This window comes from Pseudomonas sp. TAE6080 (genome assembly GCF_018732265.1).
Taxonomy (GTDB): domain Bacteria; phylum Pseudomonadota; class Gammaproteobacteria; order Pseudomonadales; family Pseudomonadaceae; genus Aquipseudomonas; species Aquipseudomonas brenneri.
This window is the reverse complement of the sequence record NZ_JAHIDY010000008.1, coordinates 137,853-160,327: the sequence shown is the minus strand read 5'-3', so window position 1 is coordinate 160,327 and position 22,475 is coordinate 137,853. Positions and strand designations below refer to the sequence as shown.

19 protein-coding genes are annotated in these 22,475 nt (G+C 57.6%); 1 reads left to right on the top strand and 18 read right to left on the bottom strand.

Annotation, left to right across the window (positions count from 1 at the left end; all coding sequences use genetic code 11):
• Positions 1-8: 8 nt before the first annotated feature.
• From KL786_RS08820 to ccoN (KL786_RS08765), 12 genes are all read right to left on the bottom strand, one after another.
• The gene (locus KL786_RS08820) at positions 9-548 is read right to left on the bottom strand and encodes a FixH family protein (RefSeq protein WP_169873946.1); all 540 of its coding nucleotides are present in this window, start codon (positions 546-548) and stop codon (positions 9-11) included.
• A gap of 14 nt (positions 549-562) precedes the next feature.
• Positions 563-1,978, bottom strand: coding sequence for a cytochrome c oxidase accessory protein CcoG (gene ccoG / locus KL786_RS08815; protein WP_215517343.1), 1,416 nt, complete (start codon positions 1,976-1,978; stop codon positions 563-565).
• 207 nt (positions 1,979-2,185) lie between these two features.
• A complete protein-coding gene (locus KL786_RS08810; protein ID WP_090291672.1) occupies positions 2,186-2,596 on the bottom strand; it encodes a type II toxin-antitoxin system VapC family toxin in 411 nt (136 codons plus the stop codon).
• Positions 2,596-2,850 carry a type II toxin-antitoxin system Phd/YefM family antitoxin gene (locus KL786_RS08805; RefSeq protein WP_215517342.1) on the bottom strand — a complete coding sequence of 85 codons (255 nt, stop codon included), beginning with the start codon at positions 2,848-2,850 and terminating at the stop codon, positions 2,596-2,598. The genes KL786_RS08810 and KL786_RS08805 overlap by 1 nt, the downstream gene beginning before the upstream one ends.
• 158 nt (positions 2,851-3,008) lie before the next feature.
• Positions 3,009-3,983, bottom strand: coding sequence for a cytochrome-c oxidase, cbb3-type subunit III (ccoP, locus tag KL786_RS08800; RefSeq protein ID WP_032863339.1), 975 nt, complete (start codon positions 3,981-3,983; stop codon positions 3,009-3,011).
• A complete protein-coding gene (locus KL786_RS08795; protein ID WP_003175465.1) occupies positions 3,980-4,165 on the bottom strand; it encodes a CcoQ/FixQ family Cbb3-type cytochrome c oxidase assembly chaperone in 186 nt (61 codons plus the stop codon). Before KL786_RS08795 ends, ccoP (KL786_RS08800) begins: the two co-directional genes overlap by 4 nt.
• A 5-nt stretch (positions 4,166-4,170) precedes the next feature.
• Entirely contained in the window at positions 4,171-4,779 is a 609-nt protein-coding gene (ccoO, locus tag KL786_RS08790; RefSeq protein WP_029300047.1) for a cytochrome-c oxidase, cbb3-type subunit II, read from the bottom strand.
• On the bottom strand, positions 4,779-6,221 hold the full coding sequence (gene ccoN, locus KL786_RS08785) for a cytochrome-c oxidase, cbb3-type subunit I (RefSeq protein WP_215517341.1): 1,443 nt from the start codon (positions 6,219-6,221) through the stop codon (positions 4,779-4,781). Before ccoN (KL786_RS08785) ends, ccoO (KL786_RS08790) begins: the two co-directional genes overlap by 1 nt.
• 536 nt (positions 6,222-6,757) lie before the next feature.
• Positions 6,758-7,681 (bottom strand): cytochrome-c oxidase, cbb3-type subunit III, encoded by a 924-nt coding sequence (gene ccoP, locus KL786_RS08780; RefSeq protein WP_032863337.1) that lies wholly within the window; start codon positions 7,679-7,681, stop codon positions 6,758-6,760.
• Positions 7,678-7,896 (bottom strand): cbb3-type cytochrome oxidase subunit 3, encoded by a 219-nt coding sequence (locus KL786_RS08775; protein WP_032863336.1) that lies wholly within the window; start codon positions 7,894-7,896, stop codon positions 7,678-7,680. Before KL786_RS08775 ends, ccoP (KL786_RS08780) begins: the two co-directional genes overlap by 4 nt.
• A gap of 3 nt (positions 7,897-7,899) precedes the next feature.
• Entirely contained in the window at positions 7,900-8,508 is a 609-nt protein-coding gene (gene ccoO, locus KL786_RS08770) for a cytochrome-c oxidase, cbb3-type subunit II (protein WP_029300055.1), read from the bottom strand.
• 10 nt (positions 8,509-8,518) lie between these two features.
• Positions 8,519-9,943 (bottom strand): cytochrome-c oxidase, cbb3-type subunit I, encoded by a 1,425-nt coding sequence (gene ccoN, locus KL786_RS08765; protein ID WP_029300057.1) that lies wholly within the window; start codon positions 9,941-9,943, stop codon positions 8,519-8,521.
• Positions 9,944-10,022: 79 nt separating this feature from the next.
• On the opposite strand from ccoN (KL786_RS08765), the gene KL786_RS08760 reads away from it, so the two are divergent.
• Complete coding sequence (locus KL786_RS08760) at positions 10,023-10,715, top strand: alpha/beta family hydrolase (protein ID WP_215517340.1); 693 nt, start codon at positions 10,023-10,025, stop codon at positions 10,713-10,715.
• 83 nt (positions 10,716-10,798) lie between these two features.
• Here KL786_RS08760 and KL786_RS08755 read toward each other — a convergent pair whose 3' ends face one another.
• From KL786_RS08755 to KL786_RS08730, 6 genes are all read right to left on the bottom strand, one after another.
• On the bottom strand, positions 10,799-12,364 hold the full coding sequence (locus KL786_RS08755; protein ID WP_065942356.1) for a methyl-accepting chemotaxis protein: 1,566 nt from the start codon (positions 12,362-12,364) through the stop codon (positions 10,799-10,801).
• 94 nt (positions 12,365-12,458) lie between these two features.
• Positions 12,459-13,637 (bottom strand): glycosyltransferase family 4 protein, encoded by a 1,179-nt coding sequence (locus KL786_RS08750; protein ID WP_215517339.1) that lies wholly within the window; start codon positions 13,635-13,637, stop codon positions 12,459-12,461.
• The gene (locus KL786_RS08745; RefSeq protein WP_215517338.1) at positions 13,634-14,845 is read right to left on the bottom strand and encodes a glycosyltransferase; all 1,212 of its coding nucleotides are present in this window, start codon (positions 14,843-14,845) and stop codon (positions 13,634-13,636) included. Before KL786_RS08745 ends, KL786_RS08750 begins: the two co-directional genes overlap by 4 nt.
• 11 nt (positions 14,846-14,856) lie before the next feature.
• Positions 14,857-16,563, bottom strand: a complete 1,707-nt coding sequence (locus KL786_RS08740) for a hypothetical protein (RefSeq protein ID WP_215517337.1) — start codon at positions 16,561-16,563, stop codon at positions 14,857-14,859.
• A 13-nt stretch (positions 16,564-16,576) separates the two neighbouring features.
• Positions 16,577-18,772, bottom strand: a complete 2,196-nt coding sequence (locus KL786_RS08735) for a heparinase II/III domain-containing protein (protein WP_252193649.1) — start codon at positions 18,770-18,772, stop codon at positions 16,577-16,579.
• 90 nt (positions 18,773-18,862) lie between these two features.
• Entirely contained in the window at positions 18,863-22,474 is a 3,612-nt protein-coding gene (locus KL786_RS08730) for a glycosyltransferase family protein (RefSeq protein ID WP_215517336.1), read from the bottom strand.
• Position 22,475 lies beyond the last annotated feature (1 nt).

The window sequence follows — 22,475 nt, the reverse complement described above, 5'->3', positions numbered from 1 at the left end:
GCAGGCTTTCAGTTCTTCAGGTCTTCAGCACCCTGCAATGGCTCGTCACCCAACTTCAGGTCGGTGCCGTGGCTGACTTCTTCCTCTTCAAACATGCGCCAGGTCCTGTCGCCTTCCACCCCCAGCAGCTCGACGAAGCGCCGGCCTTCGACCTTGTCGGTGATCTGGCCGATATACCGACCCGGCTCGCTCTCGCTACGGGTGAGCATGACCTTGCGGTCTTTCTCCGGCTGGGTCGGCGAAATCAGGTTCAGTTCCAGTGTGGTCGGCCCGCTGTTGCCGGTGAGGTGCAACTCGACTTCGCCGGTCAACTCATCCAGGTGCATCGTGGCGCGCATTTGCAGGGTCTGGGCCAGCAGTTCGCGGTCCAGGGAGCGGTTGATGCCCTTGCCCGCCTCGTAGTAGTTGTCGTTGACCAGGTTGTCCGGGTTGTTCACCGCGATGGTCACCATGGACAAGGTCAGCGTCACCGAGCAGGCCAGGATGGCAATGATGATCCAGGGCCAGAGGTGCTTGTACCAGGGGCTTGCGGCAGTTGCTACGGGCATTGTTCTGCTCTCTTTTAACGAATTTGTGGGCCGATGAACCGGCTCTTGGCTTCAACGTGGACGCTGTCATCATCAGCATCCTTGAGGATGAATTTCACCTCGTTGGTGGTCGACGGCATTTGTTCCGGCGCGCTCGACAGTTCCACCGGCATGGTGAAGATTTCCCCGGCGGCGACCTTGATCTCGCGCTTGCCTTGCAGCTTGAGGTCCGGCAGACCCGTGGCGTCCAGCACGTAGGTGTGGTCGTGCTGGTCCTTGTTCATGATCTTCAGGCTGTAGACGTTCTCGATCCGCCCTTCGGCGTTTTCGCGGTACAGCACGCGGTCCTTGCTGACGTCGAAACCCACCAGCGAGCGCATGAAGAACGCCGCGGCCAGCAGGCTGATCATCGCCAGCAGCACCAGCGCGTAGCCGATCAGGCGCGGGCGCAGCTTGTGGGTCTTTTGCCCCGACAGGTTATGTTCGGTGGTGTAGCTGATCAACCCGCGAGGGTAATCCATCTTGTCCATGATGGTGTCGCAGGCGTCGATGCAGGCGGCGCAGCCAATACACTCGATTTGCAGGCCGTCGCGAATGTCGATACCGGTGGGGCAGACCTGCACGCACATCGTGCAGTCGATGCAATCCCCCAGGCCCTGGGCCTTGTAGTCGACACCTTTCTTGCGTGGGCCACGCACTTCGCCACGGCGCGGGTCGTAGGACACGATCAGGGTGTCCTTGTCGAACATCACGCTCTGGAAGCGCGCATACGGACACATGTAGATGCACACCTGCTCACGCAGCCAGCCGGCGTTGCCATAGGTGGCGAGGGTGAAGAAGCCGACCCAGAAGTACGACCAGCCATCGGCCTGGCCGGTGAAGAACTCGAACACCAGTTCGCGGATCGGCGAGAAGTAGCCGACAAAGGTCATGCCGGTAACAAAGCCGATCAGCAGCCACAGCGTGTGCTTGCTGAATTTACGCAGGAACTTGTTGGCGCTCATCGGCGCCTTGTCCAGCTTGATCCGCTGGTTGCGGTCGCCTTCGGTGACCTTCTCGCACCACATGTAGATCCAGGTCCACACACTTTGCGGGCAGGTGTAGCCACACCAGATACGCCCGGCGTACACCGTGATAAAGAACAGGCCGAAGGCCGAGATGATCAGGATGCCTGACAGCAGGATGAAGTCCTGGGGCCAGAATGTCGCACCGAAGATAAAGAATTTGCGCTCTGGCAGGTTCCACCAGACTGCCTGGTGCCCGCCCCAGTTCAGCCACACCGTACCGAAGTACAACAGGAACAGGCCGGCACCGCCGAGCATCCGCAGATTGCGGAACAGCCCGGTAAAGGCACGGGTGTAGATTTTCTCTCGCGAGGCGTAGAGATCAACGGTGTTGCTGGTTTTTTTGGCAGGCGGGGTAACGTCATGTACCGGAATCTGGTTGCTCATCATTGCATCCCACGGCAGTGGAGATTTGCCTCGGCCAGTACGTGCCAGCCGGGGTCAAAATAGGGGTCTTGCAGTGGCGTAATGATACGCCTGTAGTACCGACGAACGGGTGCGACCTTTGGTCGCGTTGGGGGAAATCAATTGATGGTGTACGTGACTTGAATCAATTGACAGGTTGAGTATGGACGGTTTTTCAGGGCCCGAAGGTCATTCGTCCCATGGGTTGATCAGTGTCACACCGCTGCTTTGGAAGTCGGCGACATTGCGGGTGACCACGGTCAGGCCGTGAACCAGAGCGGTTGCGGCGATCAGCGCATCACCTTCGTTGGCACGATCCGGTACATGCAGGCTGGCGCAGCGTAATGCCACGGCAGCGTCGATTGGCAGGATTCTGGCATCGAAGGCCGGCATGACATGGCGTTTGAGCCAGGTGCGCAAGACCTTGCCCTGTGCGGGGTCACGGCGCTCCATTCGCAGCACCCCAGTCTCCAACTCCTTCAAGGTGATCGCCGAAATGTACATGCGCGGCGCAGCGATGGTTTTGGCCCACGCCACCACATTTTTGTCGGCCTGGGGTTTGCGTAACTCGGAAATGACATTGGTATCGAGCAGATACATCAAGAGAGGTCCACGGGTCGATGGATAATCACGGCACGCTCGGTTTCAAGCTCGATGTCCGCCGTTTCGGGCATCACCAACAGGTCAACGATATCGGCGTTGATGCCTGTCAATTTTTGGTAGTCCTCAATACTTAGCAGGACATGGGCAGGCTTGCCTCGGTCGGTGATAAAAACCGGTCCTTGGCGCGCGGCTTTTTTGGCACCGCTTGTGTCTTGGTTGAATTCGCGACTGGAGATGGTCGTAATTGTCATGGGGCGCCTCCCAGTAGGGTGGGTGAATGTAGTTACGTTACTACGTCGCAGTGAGGCGCTACAAGCTTCAAGCTACAAGCGGTCGATGTGTTTCACCGGCAATAAAAAAGCCCCTGTCACCGCTAGGGTGACAGGGGCTTTTTCTTGCGGCTTGCCGCTTACTTCTGCTCTTGCTGCTCTTTGTGTGACAGGCTGTAAACATACGCCGCCAGCAAATGCACCTTGTCGTTACCCTGCAACTGCTCTTGTGCAGGCATCTGGCCCTGGCGGCCGTAACGGATGGTCTGCTGCAGTTGGGCGAAGCTCGAACCGTAGATGAACGCACCCGGGTGGGTCAGGTCAGGCGCGCCCATCGCTGGGGTGCCTTTGCCGGTCGGGCCGTGGCACGCCACGCAGTTGGCGGCGAACAGTTTCTCGCCGTTGGCCACGTCGGCCTTGGCGCCTTCCGGCAGCTTGCGGCCATCGAGGTTGGTCAGCACGAAACCGGCGACGTCGGCTACGCCTTGTTCACCGATCACTTCAGCCCAGCCCGGCATCACCGCGTGACGGCCTGCCATGATGGTGGCCTTGATGGTTTCCGGTTCGCCGCCCCAGCGCCAGTCGGCGTCGGTCAGGTTGGGGAAGCCATAGGCGCCCTTGGCGTCGGAACCATGGCACACCGAGCAGTTGGAGGCGAACAGGCGGCCACCCATCTTCAGGGCTTGCGGATCCTTGGCCACTTCTTCAATGGGCATGGCGGCAAACTTGGCGAAGATCGGCCCGAACTTGGCGTCCGAGCGGGCCATTTCCTTTTCCCACTCGTGCACGCCGGTCCAGCCGCTCTGGCCATTGGCGAACGGGGTTTGCTTCTCGTTGTCGAGGTAGGCATAACCCGGCAGCAGGCCTTTCCAGTTGCCAAGGCCCGGGTACAGCACCAGGTAGCCCAGGGCGAAGATGATGGTGCCGACGAACAGCATGAACCACCACTTTGGCAGCGGGTTGTCGTATTCCTCGATGCCATCGAACGAGTGGCCAACCGTCTCGTCCGTTTGTTCGGCGCGCTGGCCCTTGCGGGTCGACAGCAGCAGCCAGGTCAGGGCAAAAATGGTACCCAGACTGAGGACTGTGACGTACAGACTCCAGAACGTAGTCATTCTTTGTTACTCCTAGAAGCTTGCTCGACGTGCTTGATGGCTTCGGGATCATCCGCAAAAGGCAGCAAGGTCGCGTCTTCAAACTCTGACTTGCGCTTGGGGCTGAACACCCACAACGCCAGGCCGATAAAGGCCACCATCACGACAACGGTGCCCAGGCCTCGAATCATCCCGATATCCATTCAGATCACCGTTTGCTTTTGATGATGGTGCCCAGGCCTTGCAGGTAGGCCACCAGCGCGTCCATTTCGGTCTTGCCCTTTACAGCTGCCTGGGCACCGGCGATGTCTTCGTCGGTGTAAGGCACGCCTAAGGTGCGCAAGACTTCCATTTTCTTGGCAGTGTCTTTGCCGTCGAGCTTGTTTTCCACGAGGAACGGGTACGCCGGCATTTTCGACTCGGGCACCACGTTGCGCGGGTTGTACAAGTGCGCACGCTGCCAGTCATCGGAGTAACGACCGCCGACACGGGCCAGGTCCGGACCGGTACGTTTGGAACCCCACAGGAATGGGTGGTCCCACACGCTTTCACCGGCGACCGAGTAGTGGCCGTAGCGTTCGGTTTCGGCACGGAACGGACGGATCATCTGCGAGTGGCAGCCGACACAGCCGTTGGCGATGTAGACGTCGCGGCCTTCCAGTTCAAGGGCGGTGCGCGGCTTCATGCCTTCGACCGGCTTGTTGGTCACGTCCTGGAAAAACAGCGGAACGATCTGGGTCAGGCCGCCGATACTCACGGCGATGACCATGAAGAAGGCCAGCAGGCCGATATTCTTCTCGACTACTTCATGCTTCATCAGTGAGCTCCCACGACGGCGATCTTGGCGGCGGCTTCAGCGGCTACAGGGTCCGCGGCACGCACGGTGCGCCAGACGTTGTAGGCCATGAACAGCATGCCGCTGGCAAAGAACGCACCACCGATGGCACGTACGATGAAACCAGGATGGCTGGCTTGCAGCGCTTCGACGAAGGAGTAGGTGAGAGTGCCGTCATCGTTGATTGCACGCCACATCAGGCCCTGGGTGATGCCGTTGACCCACATCGAGGCGATGTAGAGCACGGTACCGATAGTGGCCAGCCAGAAGTGCGTATTGATCAGGCTGGTGCTGTGCATCTGCGCACGGCCGTAGAGCTTGGGAATCATGTGGTACAGCGCGCCGATGGAGATCATCGCGACCCAGCCCAGAGCGCCGGCGTGTACGTGGCCGATGGTCCAGTCGGTGTAGTGGGACAGCGAGTTGACGGTCTTGATCGCCATCATCGGCCCTTCAAAGGTCGACATGCCGTAGAACGCCAGCGATACCACCAAAAAGCGCAGGATCGGGTCGGTGCGCAGCTTATGCCAGGCGCCCGAGAGGGTCATCATGCCGTTGATCATGCCGCCCCAGCTTGGAGCCAGCAGGATGATCGACATGGCCATGCCCAGGGACTGTGCCCAGTCCGGCAGTGCGGTGTAGTGCAAGTGGTGAGGACCGGCCCAGATATACAGGGTGATCAGCGCCCAGAAGTGCACGATGGACAGGCGATAGGAGTAGATCGGACGCTCGGCCTGTTTCGGCACGAAGTAGTACATCATCCCCAGGAAGCCGGTGGTCAGGAAGAACCCTACGGCGTTGTGGCCGTACCACCACTGGATCATCGCATCGGTCGCACCGGCGTAGGCCGAGTAGGACTTGAAGAAACTCACCGGCAGGGACGCGTGGTTGACGATATGCAGCATCGCCGTCACCACGATGAAGGCACCGTAGAACCAGTTGCCGACGTAGATGTGCTTGGTCTTGCGCTTGACGATGGTGCCAAAGAACACGATGCCGTAGGTCACCCAGACGATCGCCAGAAGGATGGCAAGGGGCCATTCCAATTCCGCGTATTCCTTGGTGGTGGTGAAGCCCATTGGCAGGGTGATGATGGCGCCGACGATTACCGCTTGCCAGCCCCAGAAGGTGAAGGCGGCGAGGCCGTCGGAAATCAGTCGCGTCTGGCAGGTTCGCTGCACGACATAGTAGGAAGTGGCAAACAGTGCACATCCGCCGAAGGCGAAGATCACAAGGTTGGTGTGCAGTGGGCGTAGGCGTCCAAACGTCGTCCATGGCAGGTCGAAGTTCAACTCCGGCCAGACCAGTTGCGAGGCGATGAAGACACCGAGCCCCATGCCAAGGATCCCCCAGACCACCGTCATGATGGCGAACTGGCGGACTACCTTATAGTTATAAGCAGTCGGACTGATTGCTGTGCTCATTCTAAGGTTCCACGGTTTAGGTGTTTTATTAGGATAAAAATCGGCCGCAAGTATGGACAATGCGAAGTGCCATTGCAACGTAACGCTGACCTGCGTCAATGCGTTTCAAGCCAGATTCTGCGCCCTTTCCCTGTTTGGCGTAAGGACAAAATCAAAAATGAAAAGCTGACGGGTTGGACAGGAATTTTGAAGGGGCGCAGGTACTTGCAACGCGGTGTGTAGGGACACGCTGCCAAGGTGACGAATGGTCGGTGGCGCGATAGCCGGTAACTGTCAGCCCTTGCGCCTGTCACCCTGCTGGAATGTCTGACTCATCGAGTGCAAGTCGAGCTGCGACCGATCAACGCCGGCCCACTGTCGAAACAAGCGTAGACCCGAATGGCGAGAGGGGAAAGGTGTGCTTTAGAAGGGTGTGACAATAGGGCGCAGGGCGCAGCGGTTAGTAGCAAGCTGCAAGCGGCAAGTTTGGAGCGGGGAGGGGGAGGGCTGCAAGAGCCGAGTTGAGAACTCTTCTCTTGCAGCTTGTAGCTTAAAGCTTACTTCTGCTCTTTCTGCGACAGACTGTAGACGTAGGCGGCCAGCAAGTGGACCTTGTCGTTGCCTTGCAGCGCTTCCTGCGCCGGCATCTGGCCTTGGCGGCCATGGCGGATGGTTTGTTGCAACTGCGCAAGGCTGGTGCCGTAGATGAAGCCGGCAGGTTGCGTCAGGTTTGGCGCGCCCATGGCTTCAACACCGTGGCCCTCTGGGCCGTGACACGCCACGCAAGTGGTGTCGTATGCTTGCTTGCCAGCGGCCAGGTCGACCTTGCTGTCAGCCGGCAGCGGCAATTTAGCCAGGTCGTGACGCACGTAAGCGGCGACGTTTTTCACCCCGTCTTCACCCAGCACTTCACCCCAGGCCGGCATCGCGGCATGGCGACCGTTCATGATGGTCAGCTTGATTGCATCAGCCGAACCACCCCAGCGCCAGTTGTCGTCCGCCAGGTTCGGGAAGCCGTAGGCGCCCTTGGCGTCGGAGCCGTGGCACACCGCGCAGTTGGAGGCAAACAGGCGACCGCCCATTTTCAACGCTTGCGGGTCCTTGGCCACTTCTTCCACGGGCATGGCTGCGAATTTGGCGAAGATCGGCCCGAACTTGGCGTCGGCCTTGGCCATTTCCTTGTCCCACTCCTTGTTCTGGGTCCAGCCGTCTTCATAGCCCGGTAATACGCCTTTCCAGTTGCCAAGGCCCGGGTAGAGGATCAGGTAGCCGACGGCAAACACCAGGGTGCCGGCGAACAACAGGAACCACCATTGCGGCAGGGGATTGTCATATTCCTCAATCCCGTCGAAGGCGTGGCCCATGGTCTGGTCGACGCTGCCCTTGGTCTCGCCCTTGCGGGTGCCGAACAGCAGCCAGGTCAGGCCGATCAGGCTGCCCAGGGTCAGTACACAGATCCATGTACTCCAAAAGGTAGTCATGGCCGAATGCTCCTTGTTACAGGCTCTTCTTGAGCGTCGGATGGGGTGCCAATGGCGTCAGGCTTAGGCTCATCGGCAAATGGCAGCAGGCAGGCTTCGGCGAACTCCGGGTTGCGCTTGGCGTTGAACACCCACAGCGACAGGCCGATGAAGGCAATCGCCACCACCAGCGTGCCGAGTCCGCGGATCATTCCGGTATCCAGTTCAAAACCCATGGGTCACCTCTTACTCTTGATTGCAGTGCCGAGCACTTGCAGATAGGAGACCAGGGCGTCCATTTCGGTCTTGCCCTTGAGGCTGTCCACGGCCGCGGTGATGTCCGCGTCGGTGTACGGCACGCCGAGGGTACGCATGACCTTGAGCTTGGTTTCGGTGTGGCTGCTGTCCACCTGCGCGGTGACCAGCCATGGGTAGGCCGGCATCTTCGACTCAGGCACGACGTTGCGCGGGTTGTACAAGTGCGCGCGGTGCCAGTCGTCGGAGTAGCGGGCGCCCACCCGGGCCAGGTCCGGACCGGTACGCTTGGAGCCCCACAGGAACGGGTGGTCCCACACGCTTTCGCCAGCAACCGAGTAGTGGCCGTAGCGTTCGGTTTCGGCGCGGAATGGCCGGATCATTTGCGAGTGGCACTGTACGCAGCCTTCGCGGATGTAGATGTCGCGGCCTTCCAGTTGCAGCGCGGTATAGGGCTTCATGCCTTCGACCGGCTTGTTGGTCACGTCCTGGAAGAACAGCGGGACGATCTGCGTCAGGCCGCCGATACTCACGGCCAGCACCATCAGCAGCATCAGCAGGCCGACGTTCTTTTCAATCGTTTCGTGTTTCATCATCGACTCCTCAGGCCATCTGCGCCGCAGCGGCTACTTCGGCAGGTTGTGCCGAACGCACGGTGCGCCAAGTGTTGTAAGCCATCAGGAACATGCCGCTGAGGAAGATCGCACCGCCCACCAACCGCACGATGAAGCCAGGGTGGCTGGCCACCAGGGTTTCGACGAAGGAGTAGGTCAAGGTGCCGTCTTCGTTGACCGCACGCCACATCAGGCCCTGGGCAATGCCGTTGACCCACATCGAAGCGATGTAGAGCACGGTGCCGATGGTGGCCAGCCAGAAGTGCGCGTTGATCAGGCCGAGGCTGTACATCTGCTCGCGACCGAAGACTTTCGGGATCATGTGGTACAGCGCGCCGATGGAAATCATCGCCACCCAACCCAGAGCGCCGGCGTGTACGTGGCCGATGGTCCAGTCGGTGTAGTGGGACAGGGCGTTGACCGTCTTGATCGCCATCATCGGACCTTCAAAGGTCGACATGCCGTAGAACGCCAGCGATACCACCAGAAAGCGCAGGATCGGGTCGCTGCGCAGCTTATGCCAGGCACCCGAGAGGGTCATCATGCCGTTGATCATGCCGCCCCAGCTTGGCGCCAGCAGTACCAGCGACATCACCATGCCCAGGGACTGTGCCCAGTCCGGCAGCGCGGTGTAGTGCAAGTGGTGAGGACCGGCCCAGATGTACAGGGTGATCAATGCCCAGAAGTGCACGATGGACAAGCGATAGGAGTAAACCGGACGCTCGGCCTGTTTCGGCACGAAGTAGTACATCATCCCCAGGAAGCCAGCAGTGAGGAAGAAACCTACGGCGTTATGGCCGTACCACCACTGCACCATGGCATCCGTCGCACCACCGTAGAGGGAGTAGGACTTGGTCAGGCTGACCGGGATTTCCAGGTTGTTGACGATATGCAGGATCGCCACGGTGATGATGAACGCACCGAAGAACCAGTTACCGACGTAGATGTGCTTGGTGTTGCGCTTGGCCACGGTGCCGAAGAACACGATGGCGTAGGCGACCCAGACGATGGTGATCAGGATGTCGATCGGCCATTCCAGCTCGGCGTATTCCTTGGAACTGGTGTAGCCCAATGGCAAGCTGATTGCCGCCAGCAGGATCACCAATTGCCAGCCCCAGAAGCAGAACGCGGCGACTTTCGGCGCGAACAACTGGGTCTGGCAGGTGCGTTGCACCGCGTAGAAGGAGCTGGCAAACAGCGCACAGCCACCAAACGCGAAAATCACCGCGTTGGTGTGCAGTGGGCGCAATCGACCGAAACTGGTCCAAGGCAGGTTGAAGTTGAGTTCGGGCCATACCAACTGGGCAGCGAGAAAAACCCCGAGCCCCATGCCGACGATGCCCCACACCACCGTCATAATGGCGAATTGGCGGACCACCTTGTAGTTATAGGCGGTACTTAAAGTAGTGTTCATGGTTCCCCATCCACGGTTCAACCCAAGCAGATGCGGCACTTGGGCTGGAGTTATAGGCAGACTAAAAAGCGAGGCAAGCATGGGCAAAGAGCACAAGGCCAGTATTGACGGGGATCAATGGGCGCAGTGTGTGCGTGAACAGGGCTGGTTGTGGAATGCGGCTACGCGCGTTGGCGCAGGCCCATCACCGACGCTGATCCTGGCCCACGGTGCGGGTGCGCCGATGGACTCGGGTTTCATGAGCGATATGGCTGTACGCCTTGCCGGGCATGGGGTGAACGTGTTGCGCTTCGAGTTCCCGTACATGGCCCAGCGTCGCCTGGACGGGGGCAAGCGCCCACCGAACCCAGCGCCGAAACTGCTGGAATGCTGGCGCGAGGTCTATGCCCAGGTGCGACGTCATGTCGCTGGGCCTTTGGCGATTGGCGGCAAGTCCATGGGCGGGCGGATGGCCAGTCTAGTGGCCGATGAGTTGGCGGCTGATGCGCTGGTGTGCCTGGGTTATCCGTTCTATGCGGTGGGCAAGCCGGAAAAACCGCGGGTCGAACACTTGGCCGGGCTGAACACGCCAACGTTGATCGTGCAGGGCGAGCGCGATGCGCTGGGCAATCGGGCGACGGTGGAGGGTTATGTGCTGTCGCCGAGCATCGAGGTGATGTGGCTGGTGGCGGGGGATCATGATTTGAAGCCGTTGAAGGCTTCGGGGTTCAGTCATGAGCAGCATTTGGAGGCTGCGGCGGTGAAGGTGGCTGGGTTTTTAGGCGCCTGTTAGAGCCTCATCACAGGCAAGCCAGCTCTCATTTTGACCTGTGAATACATTCAAAATGTGGGAGCTGGCTTGCCTGCGATAGCGATCTAGCGGTTAAACCGCTCCACCAGCGAATACTGCGTATTGGCCGTATGGGTCAGTTCTTCACTCAACTGAGCCGAATTCAACGCCTGCTCCGAGGTCTGGTCGGCCAACAGCGCAATGGTGCTGATATTGCGGCTGATCTCTTCGGCCACCGAGCTTTGCTCTTCAGTCGCCGCAGCGATCTGGGTGGTCATGTCGGTGATATGCGCCACCGCTTCACTGATCCCCACCAGCGCCGCGTCCGCTTCCATTACCCGCGCCACACCTTCTTCAGCCTGGCGATGCCCGGCATCCATGGTCTGCACGGCGGTGCTGGCGGTCTGTTGCAGCTTGGCGATCAGGGCATGGATCTGCCCGGTGGATTCGCTGGTACGTTGCGCCAGTTGCCGCACTTCATCGGCCACCACCGCAAAGCCCCGGCCCATCTCACCGGCACGCGCCGCTTCGATGGCTGCGTTCAAGGCCAGCAGGTTGGTCTGGTCGGCAATGCCTTTGATCACATCCACCACGCCGCCGATCTCGTCGCTGTCCTTGGCCAGTTGGGTCACGGTCACGCCGGTTTCCCCGACCACCACCGACAGGCGCTGGATGGCTTCGCGGGTTTCCCCGGCAATGTCGCGGCCGCGGCTGGTCAGGCGATTGGCTTCCTGGGTGGCATCCGCCGTGCGCTGTACATGGCTGGCGACTTCCTGGGTGGTCGCGGCCATTTGATTGACGGCGGTGGCCACCTGTTCGGTCTCCACGCGCTGGCGCTCCAGCCCGGTGGAGCTGTTGTGCGCCAGGGTATTGGACTGCGCGGCCTGGTCGTTGAGGTGCTCGGCGGTGTCCTGCAAACGGGTCAAGCAGGTCTTCAGGCGGGCTTCCTGGCTGAGGATCGACATCTCCAGTCGCGCCTGGGCGCCACGGCTGTCGGTGTACATCTGCGCGATCAGCGGGTCGGAGGTAGTCTGTTCGGCCAGGCGCAGCAGGCGCTTGAGGCCACGCTGTTGCCAGCTCAGGCCGAGCAGGCCCAGCGGCACCGACAAGGCGGCGGCCAGGGCAAAGCCCCAGTGGGAATTGAGCCAGATGCCAATCAGGAAACTCAACTGGCTGACCAGGATAAACGGCAGCCAGTCCTGCAGCACCGGCAGCCATTTATCACTGCGCGGGATCGCCGACTTGCCCTGGTTGATCCGCTGGTACAGCGCTTCGGCACGACGGATCTGCTCGGCAGTCGGCTTGACCCGTACCGATTCGTAGCCGATTACCTGTTCGCCGTCGAATACCGGGGTCACATAGGCATTGACCCAGTAGTGATCGCCGGTCTTGCAGCGGTTCTTGACGATGCCCATCCATGGCAAGCCTTGTTTGAGCGTCGCCCACATATGCCCGAACACCGCGGCTGGCACGTCGGGGTGACGTACCAGGTTGTGCGGGGCGCGCATCAGTTCATCCCGGGAAAACCCACTGATCTCGACAAACGCATCGTTGCAGTAAGTGATCACGCCTTTGGCATCGGTCGTGGAGATCAACCGTTGTTGAGCGGGGAAGGTACGTTCGCGCTGGGTAACGGGTTGGTTATTACGCATGATTGATCAATCCGCAAGGCTTTGACGGGTTGTCGGCCGGCGCGGGCTTTTATTTAGCTTATTTTTGCAATAATCGGCGGGGTCTTGTGCCGTTCTATGGATTGCTCCCGGTGCCCAATATGTCCAGCGCCATGCGTTGTTGGATGGTCGTACGCGTGTAATCGCGGACGAATGCTGACCGGTCGGTTGTTCCCAGATGCAGTCGCGTCAGTGCGGCAACGGCCGAATCCAGGTCGGCGGGGGTAAACACCGAGGCATTGGCGATATGCGTGTTGGTGAAGTGTTTTGCATAGCCTTCCAGGCCCGCCAGGATCGGCTTGCCGGTAGCGGCGTACTCAAACAACTTGGAGGGGATGACTTTGAGGAAGGCCTTGAATGTATTGAGGTGCAAAAACAGTACATCGGCCTGGCGATAGTAATGGATCAGCTCGGCGCGGGGTGTCGGGGCAATCAGCTCGACATTGGTTATCTGCCGGCGCTCCAGGGCGTCGCGTAGCTTTTGTAGTGTGTTGCCATGCCCAATGACGTAGAAGTACGCGCGTTCAGCCAGCCTTTCTGCCAGGTGTGGGATGATTTTTTCCAGGCCCTGGCCTGCACCGATGTTGCCTGCATACACGATTTTCAAGCGACCTGCGTTTGGGTAAAGGCCTGCCGGGAGTAGGGGCTGAAGAAACAGTTCGTCAACACCATGGGTAAAAGTGGAAAAGCTTTTGTCGGGATAACGCTCTTTGAAGTAAGCGAGAAACCCCGGTGAGATCAGGTTAATCCGTGATGCCTGGTTGATGGTCAGCCGTTCGACCCGTGTAAACATACCGGCCAGTATCTTGCCGACGATTCCCGGGAACAGCTCGGGCAAGACATCGACGAAGATATCGCGAATATCAAGGTACAGCGGTGTTTTGCGCCAGCGCGCGATAGCGCTGGCCAGGGCCGCGGTCATCAGGCGTGAGGAGGAACCAAGGATCACGTCGTACTCCTTGTTCTTCAGCGCTTTGCGCACGCCATCGGCATAGACACAAAAGCCCCATGCCTGGCCCAGGAGGCCGTTTTTATGCTTGGGCAGGGCAATGCGTGTAATGGTCAGCCCCGGGCGTGGCGGGTCGTAGTCGCCGGGGGTGTAGTGTGAGGGATAGCGGCTGGGGTGGGTGGTCACCACGTCAACCTGTACGTTGTGGGTTGATTGGGCGAGTAATGCCTCCACGAGTGCTTCGATGCGAAACGCTGCAAGGTCAGGCGGGTAATGAAAGCTCAACAGCAGAATACGGACAGTCATGGATAAACCTGCGCTTTTCCCGCGAGCAGGCGCTGATAGAGGTTCACCAATTGGCTCTCTTGCTGTTCCCAGTTCAGGTGTGGCCTGGCCCTGGATGCGTTGCGAGCGTACTTGCGACGCAGGGTGGGGGAGTCGACCAGGCTTTGGAGGGCTGTGCGCAGTTGCAGGTCGTCACCGGCGTTGGCCAGTAGCCCTAGGTCATGGGTTTTGACGACCCGGCGGATTTCCGGAAAGTCTGTAGCCACCACGGGCAGCCCGGCAATCACGTATTCGAATAGCTTGTTGGAGTCCGTGCTGAAGTGGTTCAGGCAGGTATTTTCGATAGGCTGGACGCCGATATCGGCCGATGCGGTATAGCTGGGTAGATCGGCCAGGGAAACGGTGGGGATGAAATGCACGCGTTCGCTCAAGCCCAGTTCGCGACTTAGCGCCATGAGTGGCAAGGTCAACCGGCCTGCGCCAATCAATACAAAATAGGCCTCATGCACGCTGGCGGCTACTCGCAACAGGCGCTCCAGCCCGCGCCCCTGCTGCAACCCGCCTTGATAGACGATGATTGGCCAGGCTTGTTGCAAGCCCAACTCTTCACGAATACGTTGGGTTGGCGGGCACACAGTCAATCGCGGGCGATTTTGCAGGACCAACGGGCGCGCAATCCCATAGGCCCGGGCAAAAAACTTTGCTCGCATCGTCGTGGTGGTCAGGGTGGCCTGGGTTCTGGGCATCAACGCTTGCTCGGTTCGCGCCACACACCCACGAAAGCGCGAGTAGCCCTCGCGGCTGGTGCTGATTTCGTGAGCGTCATAGACCAACTGTGCGCCACTGAGGCGGGCGGCCAACCAAGCGGTTGGCAGTGTATTAACGTCATGGGCGTGGATGACCGCCGCACGATGCAGGGCCATGCGTGCCAGCAGGCCGACATGGGTCCATAGCCGGGCGATAAGGCGCATTGGCGCCAATGTGTTCCCCGTTGCCGATGGGCCCCCGGCGTGGCCAGGCCCGGCGGCCCGTACCCGCCAGAACGGGCGCCGGGCTACGCGTATCACTTGGATGCCTTCGTTGAGGGTTTCTTTTTGCCGGGTGACGCCCGGGGTGTGCAGCGCAAACACCGTGACCTGATAGCCGGCCGCCTGCAGTGTCTGGGCCTGTTTCAATACGCGGGCGTCGTGACGGAACTCGTTCCAGACGATCATGGCGATCTTTTTCATATCCGCGATTCCTACTGTTGCGGGGCCGTTTCCTGGGCATAGGCGGCCATGATGAGGGGAAGTAACTTGGCCGCCGAAATGAAGTGTTGCTTTGCCACGAGCCTGTCCAGCGCCGATAACAGGACTGAAAGGGTGAATAGTTGAAATGAAAGATGACGTGTGTCGTCGCGATTCAGTTGCAGGTCATGAAAAATGCCGTGCAGTTGTTGCAGCTCTTTTTTCGAAGTGGGCCATCCTGCTCCGACGGGTTCGAGACTCCACAGGCCCCAGTGGCTTACATAGAGCTTGCCCTGTGGGTCGCTTAATAAATGATCTTTGTGTATGTCGAAATTTGCTATTTGCAGTGGGACTTTTTTCAAATGGGACACTATGTCTGCGCGTGCTGCCATAAACGCTTGCAGGATGTCTGAATAGTGAGTGGTGTCGATCGCTAGTTCAAATGGTGAGAGATTTTGTGGGGTGAGGCGATCCCATAGTAAGGGGTGAGAGTTTAAAAGCAGCTCAGTCAGATTTGCCGCTGGCAGGGTTCTCATCATGTCTTTTAATACGCTATGCATGGGGTGCTTTATGTATAAAGGGTCGCACTTTTCGAGTGGGATCCATTCAAAGACGTGACAGTTGAAATTTTCCATAGCACCGGCCCCCAGGAACGGAAGAGTGGGTAAGTTAATAGGCTGGATGTTCGCCAGTAACACCGCTTCGTTGATGGCCAGGTTTTTTCTTTTTGAGTTGAAGATTTTTATAAGAAACCGGTGTTTCTGCGCAGTGGCTGTATGGCGAGCGGTGACCTCGAAGGCCGCAATGTCGTGTATTCCGATTTGGTGCCATTTCGCGTCGATGACGTTGTAAGAGGCTCCTGTAATTTCAGAGATGGCGTTGCCGATAAGAAAGTGGCGTACATCCGGCTTGAGAAGTGTCCATAAAATATCAGGGCTGTTGTCAGAAGTTGTGAGACATGGCGTGTTAAAAAACAAGTTCGAAATTTTAACATGTTGAATCATCAAGCTATGGGTGTCCTGAATCAGGATGGCCGCGCGTTGCATTATCTGGCGCGCCAACATAAGCCCAATCAATACTGCGATTATGTTGGAGGATGTTGTATTCAGCAGGTCGTAAAATATAAAACCGAAGGCGGCAAGAAAACCCAGTGAAGCAACGGTGTTGGGTATTTCTAGAACCTCTGTGGTGGGCGCGGGCCGTACAAATATGTACACGCTGCCCGCGAATGCGCAGATACCCAGGAGTGCGAAAAATAGTCCTTTATACATGATGCCCAGCACCATCAGGGCAGCGGTGATGAATAGCGTGTTTGCCAGGCTTCTGGTCAATCTTGAGAATGTACGGGTTGTGAGATTTTCCTGGTCTTCGAACGGAATCATATTGGCGCAGTTGACGATAAGTTGCTGGGCGCCGCGCTCGGTAAGGCTCTTGATTTTATTCTCTGCAAGCAAATGAGTCAGATATAAAAATATTGCCGCTATGCTCAAGTAGGTAAAGAGGGTTTTGCGCCCCAAGGATGCAAGTGCTGCGGGGAAGTAATCCGGGATGAAGGGGGACCCCATCAGGATAATGGCTTTTATCGGCAGGAAAAATGCACTGAGTAAACTGAGCTGCGATACCAGCATGAGTACGATCAGCAAAAATGTATGACCGGGAACGCTGCGCACGACTTTTACGCAGACAGAGCAGTACCAGTGCAAGGGAGCGGCAGGGTGCATACAAGCTCCGAGTTTATGGGGTAAGCCTGTTTGAAGAGGCGGTTATATGAAAGGTTGAACACCCAGGCGGGGGGATTCTGAACGCCACCACTGTCGTTGCCTGTGCTTGCATGAAGCCGAGGCCGGCCATGGCATTTAGATCAGTAGATTCGCGCCATCCAGAAATGACGGTGAAGCTATTGCTGCTGAGAATATTCAAGCTGCATTGTGCATGGGGGTGCGACAACTGTACCCCCTGTTCGACGGGGGTCACGACGACCCCATCGCCACAATGAAAGAGGGTGAACGCCTCGCTAGTCCCGTCACCCGTCACCGTGTCCGTGATACGAAAATCCAGCACGTCGAGTGTGCCTTCAATGGACCTTGAAACCACATGTCCGTGGTAGGCAGAGTGCGAGCCATGCATGTGAAAAGCTGAGTTCTCTAGCGCGCCGGTAAGCTGTGCAAGACCTGGTTCAATGCTGTAATGGGCGCCCTTGATCACGACGTTGTTATGTGCCCATGCACTTCTGAGGAATGTTTCCAATGGTTTTTTATATTCGTGAGAGTTAAAACTTGGGTCTATCAACCATTCAATACCTTCCATGTAAAGTGTGAGCGACAGGTTATCCTCATGCTTGTGAGTCTGGCACAGGGAGGTTGCAAATAAACACAGCATATAAGCGTGCTTCTGGTGGTTGCTTTTGATGACTGCATAGCCAGCCTTTGAGAGTATATCGACGCTATTATTGTTGTAAGGTGCGAATGCTCCTGATGCACTCGTAGGGTTGGCCTTGCGAAATGTATCGCCTTGCGCGGGGGTTCTATTGTCGGGGTACTTCAATAGCTCCGAAAACTGCACAAGTTCACGGGCTATGTCCGGGATGCTGCTGTTTTTATCATTCAATAAGGTCAATTCGCCAGCAAAGGTAATCAGGCGTTGCACGCCTTGATGGTAGCCAATCGAGTTTTCGATAAAGATGGCGTAGCCATTGTCGCGGATGATCAAGTTATCCAACTGATCTTCAAGGCGTACCTGTGCCCTGCAAGCCCAGTTTTGCGCACAAGGCAGCTCTGGCATGGCTAATGCGGCGGCCAAGAGTGCCGTATCCTGAAACCACGCATGGTTGTGATAACGCGTCAGCTGGTGCGAAGCATAAAAGGCCTCGGAGGCCAGCAACTGCGCGTGCCTGAACATTGCACTGCGTAAGCGTGACATGAAGCGTCGGTCGAAATTGTACTGTGCACCCATGTCCCACATCAGGATAAACGCGAGCATTCGTTCGGCCGTGCCGTGGTCGTACCAGGCATACTTTTTATCGGCGTCATGGGTGAAATAGCTGTGTTCGAGCCAGTTGCCGATAAACTCCCGGGCAGAAAAAACAGCGGCGATATCCTCATGGTTGCGGGCATAGACCATCAGCATTGAGGCTGGGTGCAGTGCATGCCACGCAAACCTATACGTTCCGGTCGCGTGCAGGTCCTTGGGAAGCTTCTTGTCGGCAGGCCAGGCCAGACTGACTTCTCCGTAAAGAGGACAGTTGCCATGGGTGAGGTAGGCCTGTACTTGCCGTTCGGAATGAGTGAAGCACTTCTCGAAATAGCTATGCAGCTTGTCGGTAAGTGCCGCCGGCAAGCGGGGTATTTTATTGTGTGGTTGGCGTTCAGTGTGATCAAGCACGCCCAGCCACTCAGGGGTTATACGTTCTTTCCAGCAGACAATTTCTTCTATTTCCAGTTCGGAACCTTCGGGCAGTGGTTGGCCCTTGAAGAATATCTTTACTTGCGAAATCATTAAGTCGGCTTTGGGTTGCCAGTCGTTTTGTATACCAAAAACCAAGTCGCCGTGACCAATCGAAAAGTCTATCCATTGATTGATGGCGACATTCGCCAGCTTTACGTGTTGATAGCCTTCTGCGCAGTTAAAGCCGATGGCCATGTATTTTAATGACTGCCAGTTTGAAATCTTAAAGCGGATAGTGAGACCGTTTGCCAAATAAGGTTTTGGCAGTGAAAATCTTATTTGGTGTGTCTTTTTATCTTCATGGAATAAAAAGCCCAAGCCGCAAGCAGTGATGCGTGTTCTGGCATTACCCTTGAAAGCTGTCGTTTCAAGTGCGTAATAGTTTGCACCGCAAACCTTATTGGTAAAGTGCAGGCTGCTTTCTAATTGTCGGTCTGGATTGCCATGTTCCGGACGAGAAATAGTAGCTGGTGTTTTTTTTATCATGGGCTCTATTTGGGCTCAGTCGATGGAAGTGGCAACCCACGTCTATTGAGCATGGGTAATGTTTAGATGTGTTGGGCAATCAGTTGTTGACTAAACTTTGATCAATGTTATTTCCCGCGCCATGATCCTGTTCATTGAGGTTTGGCGTTCTATCCGTGCTCGTGCGGCGACAGATAGTTCGAGGAATAGTTGGGGGTTTTCTACAAGTCTGGCGATACCCGCCGCAAGGGCATCGGCGTCTTCGGCGGGCGCCAGGATTGCACAGTGTTCGTTGACAAATTCGGGGATAGCGGCCACGCGATTAGTGACGGGAACCAGCCCCGAAGCCATTGCCTCATCGCGGGAAACACCTTGTGCATCCATTCGGCTGGGGCACAGGAAAATCCCGTAATGCTTATGCAAGGCCGCAATTTCCTGCTGCCTGAGGAAGCGCTTTTCTATCTTTATATTCGGGTATTTGCGCAGCGGGGCCAGGGTTTCCTCAAACAGGGCGCCGTCGCCCACCAAGTGGAACTCCAGCTGTGCAAAGTAAGGCTTGAGTGCGAGCAGTTCTATCGCCCGCACGCTCAAGTCATTGGCATATTTCGCAGAGGCATAGGGGCGAATCGACAAGATCTTCCTACGCTGCTCGACGGGCTTTTCTTCATGGGAAAACAGGCTTGTGTCGATCGGGTTGTGAATGATCTCGTACTGGGTGTCTGGCAAACGAAAACCCAGATCCTCCATGACTTCTTCGGCAAAATGACGGGATACGAATACCAGCTTGAGGTTGGCAGGCATGGACGCAAGCAGGTTGCGCCAGAAGTGCATGCGTTTTTCGCTGTCGAGCTTGGCCAACTGCCGTTGCTCGTCGCTGTTGCAGTTGTATGCGCGACGCCACCATGGCTGGATCTCGGCGCCATGGACCCAGACGATTATCCGGATGTTCTGCCCGTATCGGCGCAAGACTTCCCACATCGAAGGATCCAGAAAGTGCACCAACACCACGCTGTACGACCCCGACTCAAGCATTTTCGCCAGGCTGTCCTGGGAGCCGGTCATCACATCGACGTTTTCGAACTCCTGATAACCCGCTGATTGATTGGCGCGTAGACGGAATACATCGACTGCAATACCGCGCTTCTGGTAGGCGATAACACGTGTGTGAACGAAGCCGTTGCGATACAGGTCGTCATAGGCCGGGTAATGGTTGGTCAGCAGCAAGTGCCGGGCCTTGGCGAGGAGGGTCGAGGGTTGCAGGTTTCGATGCCCTAGCAACAGTGCTGTGATGGCTGCAGTTCCACTGCCGTAGACCCGCAGCCCCAGGCGCAGGTGTGCCGTTTCCGGCGGTATGTCACAGGTTTGATTGCGATTGGCCGGTGCCATGGAGTGACCGATGCGTTGTTTATGCGCATCCAGGAACAGGACGACCAACTGGATGTTCAAACCGGGTGTGGCGTCCAGGCACAGTTTTAGTGGCTCGCCGCCCAGTTGCGCAACACTCAATTCCTGCTTGGCGTACCAGTACTCGTGCTTGCCGTCCGCGAGGGATGAGCTGATATGCCAGGTCTCCCCATCTATTCGATCCTGCAACGCTCTGCTGCTGATCGGGCCAAATTGCCGGGCCAATGTCTGGCCGCTGAATTGCGCGTTGCGGGTGCTTGTTTTCTGCGCCGGGATGGCTTCTGCCCGCTGCAGTAATCGATCGATGTGGATACCGGTGTTGAGCTCAAGATCGTCAACGGTCTCGCTGACGTGCTGCTCGTTGAGGTTCGCGGCATTCCGGCAGTAATTGAAAGCGTCGATCGCCAGGCCCTGTAGATCCTGGTGTTCAAGGGTTTGCGAGCCGTTGAGCCAATCGCTTGCGATTTGCCTGGGCAGGGATGAGGTTTTGATCAGCGAACAACGCGCCGGGATGGCGCTTGCATGTCGGTATTCCTGATCGGCGTTTTGCAACTGGATAGCGCCGCTGTTCGCCGCGTAATGAGTCACCTTGCCGATCACCGTGGCTTGGCTGTAGCCCGCTGCCAGGGCCAGGTCCAGCAGGTAGTTGGCCCCGTAGTAGTCCTCGGCCAGCATGGTGCCGAACCAGGAGGCGCCGTTGGCCAGTTCCTCCAATGTGAGGGTGTTGAGTTGCTGGTCGCTGAGTCGGCGTAAACGTGGGTCCAGCGGGCGGGCCTCAAAATTCGCTGCAACATACATGACGACATTGGCGTAGCGCTGGCGCTGCAAGTGCCGGCCCAGTGCCTGGAACTCGGTATCGTCTGCCGCAGTGGCGAGGAGGCAAATCGATGGCAGGCTATCGCGTTTGGCACTGCCGTTTACCTTGGCCATGACATAACTCAAGCGGTGCGCGTAAGTGTGTTCCTGCATGACTTTGCGCAGCCCGGCCAAGCGTAGTTTGGCGCTGTTCTGGGGGGTGTCCGTGAGCATTTTGAGACGTTGCAGGACCTGCTCGCTGTTGTCGCTGGTGATCACCAGATCGCCAAACAACAAGCGCAGGCCACGGGAAAAATTGCTGACCGTCAGGGTGTTGGAACCGAGCAGCTCGAAAATGCGTCGGGCAAACATGGATTGCGATTGCTTGATCGAGTTGAGGTTGACCCCGTAGCGATAGCCTTTGTAGGCCAAGTCCATGTGTGCGCTGCTCAGCGTACCGACAATGTACGGTCGATACGCGAGGGGGAACTGATAGTTGGGGTCTTGTTTTTCCAGGTTGCGATCGAAGATGTCCAGCGGACGAAACTGCGGTAAATCCCGTAGGAAATGGTCCAGATCACGGGTTCGTTCGGGATAGCGGACGTAGTACGCACCCGCAAAGCAGAGCGCATCTTTGCGCTGATACAGTTCAATCGGATTGTGCAGTACCGGTTGGCAGGCAAAAGGCAGCAAGTAGACGCGCTCATGGCCCAGTGCGCCTTTGTAGCGATGAATGCAGTCGATATCGGTGGTAAAGACACTGTCGAATTGCTTGGCGGTGGAAAGGAACGTCTCGAAGTGCACCGGATCTTCTTTGTTCCAGAACACCGTGGGTACGCCGTGTGTTTTGCACCAACTCAAGACACTTCGCAGTTCCTCGCTGTTGTGCCCCACCTTGTTTTTCCATAAGGCGTCCTTGCCGCACCAGGCCGACTCGATAAACAGCAGTTCGGGCTGGAATGCCTGCAACTCGGCCAGGCTGTTGGTGGGTGTCAGTTGCAATAGCTGGCATTCGTGGCGGTACGCCTCGTAGGAAAATTCGTCCATTACACAGGCGACTTTCAGGCCCTTGCTACTGTGGTTGGCACCAGGCAGCAGGTGGTTGCGAATGTGCCGGGCATTCTCCAGGGGCTGGGGCGTGGGTGTCGCCATGATGGCGTGCACGGCCGGCAGTGGCGCTCGCTCGATGCGCGCATTGGCTTGGGTGAACGCACGGTTCTTGCGGGCCTGGCGGTACAACTTGAGCAGCGTCGCCGGCAGGCGCAACCAGCCGCCCAGGGTGCGAGTGCCCACCTTCAGCTCATAGCCCAGTCGATAAGTCATGCTCGCACGCGTCTTGATCAGCCGTTGCTCCGCCAGGTGGCGCCTGGCGTTGGCGGTGTGCAGTTGCTCATGGCTGGCTGCGACTTGTTCAAGGGCCTGGACGAGGGCGGTCTGGAGCTGATGGATCTGTTCGGTGGCCGTGTGATGTTCCTGCTGGGTCTGGGACAGTTGTTGGCGCAAGGAGCGTTCGACTGTATTCATT

Bases quoted from the DNA above. Each gene is read 5' to 3' on its own strand.
- KL786_RS08820 (WP_169873946.1), bottom strand. From the start codon at position 548: ATGCCCGTAGCAACTGCCGCAAGCCCCTGGTACAAGCACCTCTGGCCC.
- ccoG (WP_215517343.1), bottom strand. From the start codon at position 1,978: ATGAGCAACCAGATTCCGGTACATGACGTTACCCCGCCTGCCAAAAAA.
- KL786_RS08810 (WP_090291672.1), bottom strand. From the start codon at position 2,596: ATGTATCTGCTCGATACCAATGTCATTTCCGAGTTACGCAAACCCCAG.
- KL786_RS08805 (WP_215517342.1), bottom strand. From the start codon at position 2,850: ATGACAATTACGACCATCTCCAGTCGCGAATTCAACCAAGACACAAGC.
- ccoP (WP_032863339.1), bottom strand. From the start codon at position 3,983: ATGACTACGTTCTGGAGTCTGTACGTCACAGTCCTCAGTCTGGGTACC.
- KL786_RS08795 (WP_003175465.1), bottom strand. From the start codon at position 4,165: ATGGATATCGGGATGATTCGAGGCCTGGGCACCGTTGTCGTGATGGTG.
- ccoO (WP_029300047.1), bottom strand. From the start codon at position 4,779: ATGAAGCATGAAGTAGTCGAGAAGAATATCGGCCTGCTGGCCTTCTTC.
- ccoN (WP_215517341.1), bottom strand. From the start codon at position 6,221: ATGAGCACAGCAATCAGTCCGACTGCTTATAACTATAAGGTAGTCCGC.
- ccoP (WP_032863337.1), bottom strand. From the start codon at position 7,681: ATGACTACCTTTTGGAGTACATGGATCTGTGTACTGACCCTGGGCAGC.
- KL786_RS08775 (WP_032863336.1), bottom strand. From the start codon at position 7,896: ATGGGTTTTGAACTGGATACCGGAATGATCCGCGGACTCGGCACGCTG.
- ccoO (WP_029300055.1), bottom strand. From the start codon at position 8,508: ATGAAACACGAAACGATTGAAAAGAACGTCGGCCTGCTGATGCTGCTG.
- ccoN (WP_029300057.1), bottom strand. From the start codon at position 9,943: ATGAACACTACTTTAAGTACCGCCTATAACTACAAGGTGGTCCGCCAA.
- KL786_RS08760 (WP_215517340.1), top strand. From the start codon at position 10,023: ATGGGCAAAGAGCACAAGGCCAGTATTGACGGGGATCAATGGGCGCAG.
- KL786_RS08755 (WP_065942356.1), bottom strand. From the start codon at position 12,364: ATGCGTAATAACCAACCCGTTACCCAGCGCGAACGTACCTTCCCCGCT.
- KL786_RS08750 (WP_215517339.1), bottom strand. From the start codon at position 13,637: ATGACTGTCCGTATTCTGCTGTTGAGCTTTCATTACCCGCCTGACCTT.
- KL786_RS08745 (WP_215517338.1), bottom strand. From the start codon at position 14,845: ATGAAAAAGATCGCCATGATCGTCTGGAACGAGTTCCGTCACGACGCC.
- KL786_RS08740 (WP_215517337.1), bottom strand. From the start codon at position 16,563: ATGCACCCTGCCGCTCCCTTGCACTGGTACTGCTCTGTCTGCGTAAAA.
- KL786_RS08735 (WP_252193649.1), bottom strand. From the start codon at position 18,772: ATGATAAAAAAAACACCAGCTACTATTTCTCGTCCGGAACATGGCAAT.
- KL786_RS08730 (WP_215517336.1), bottom strand. From the start codon at position 22,474: ATGAATACAGTCGAACGCTCCTTGCGCCAACAACTGTCCCAGACCCAG.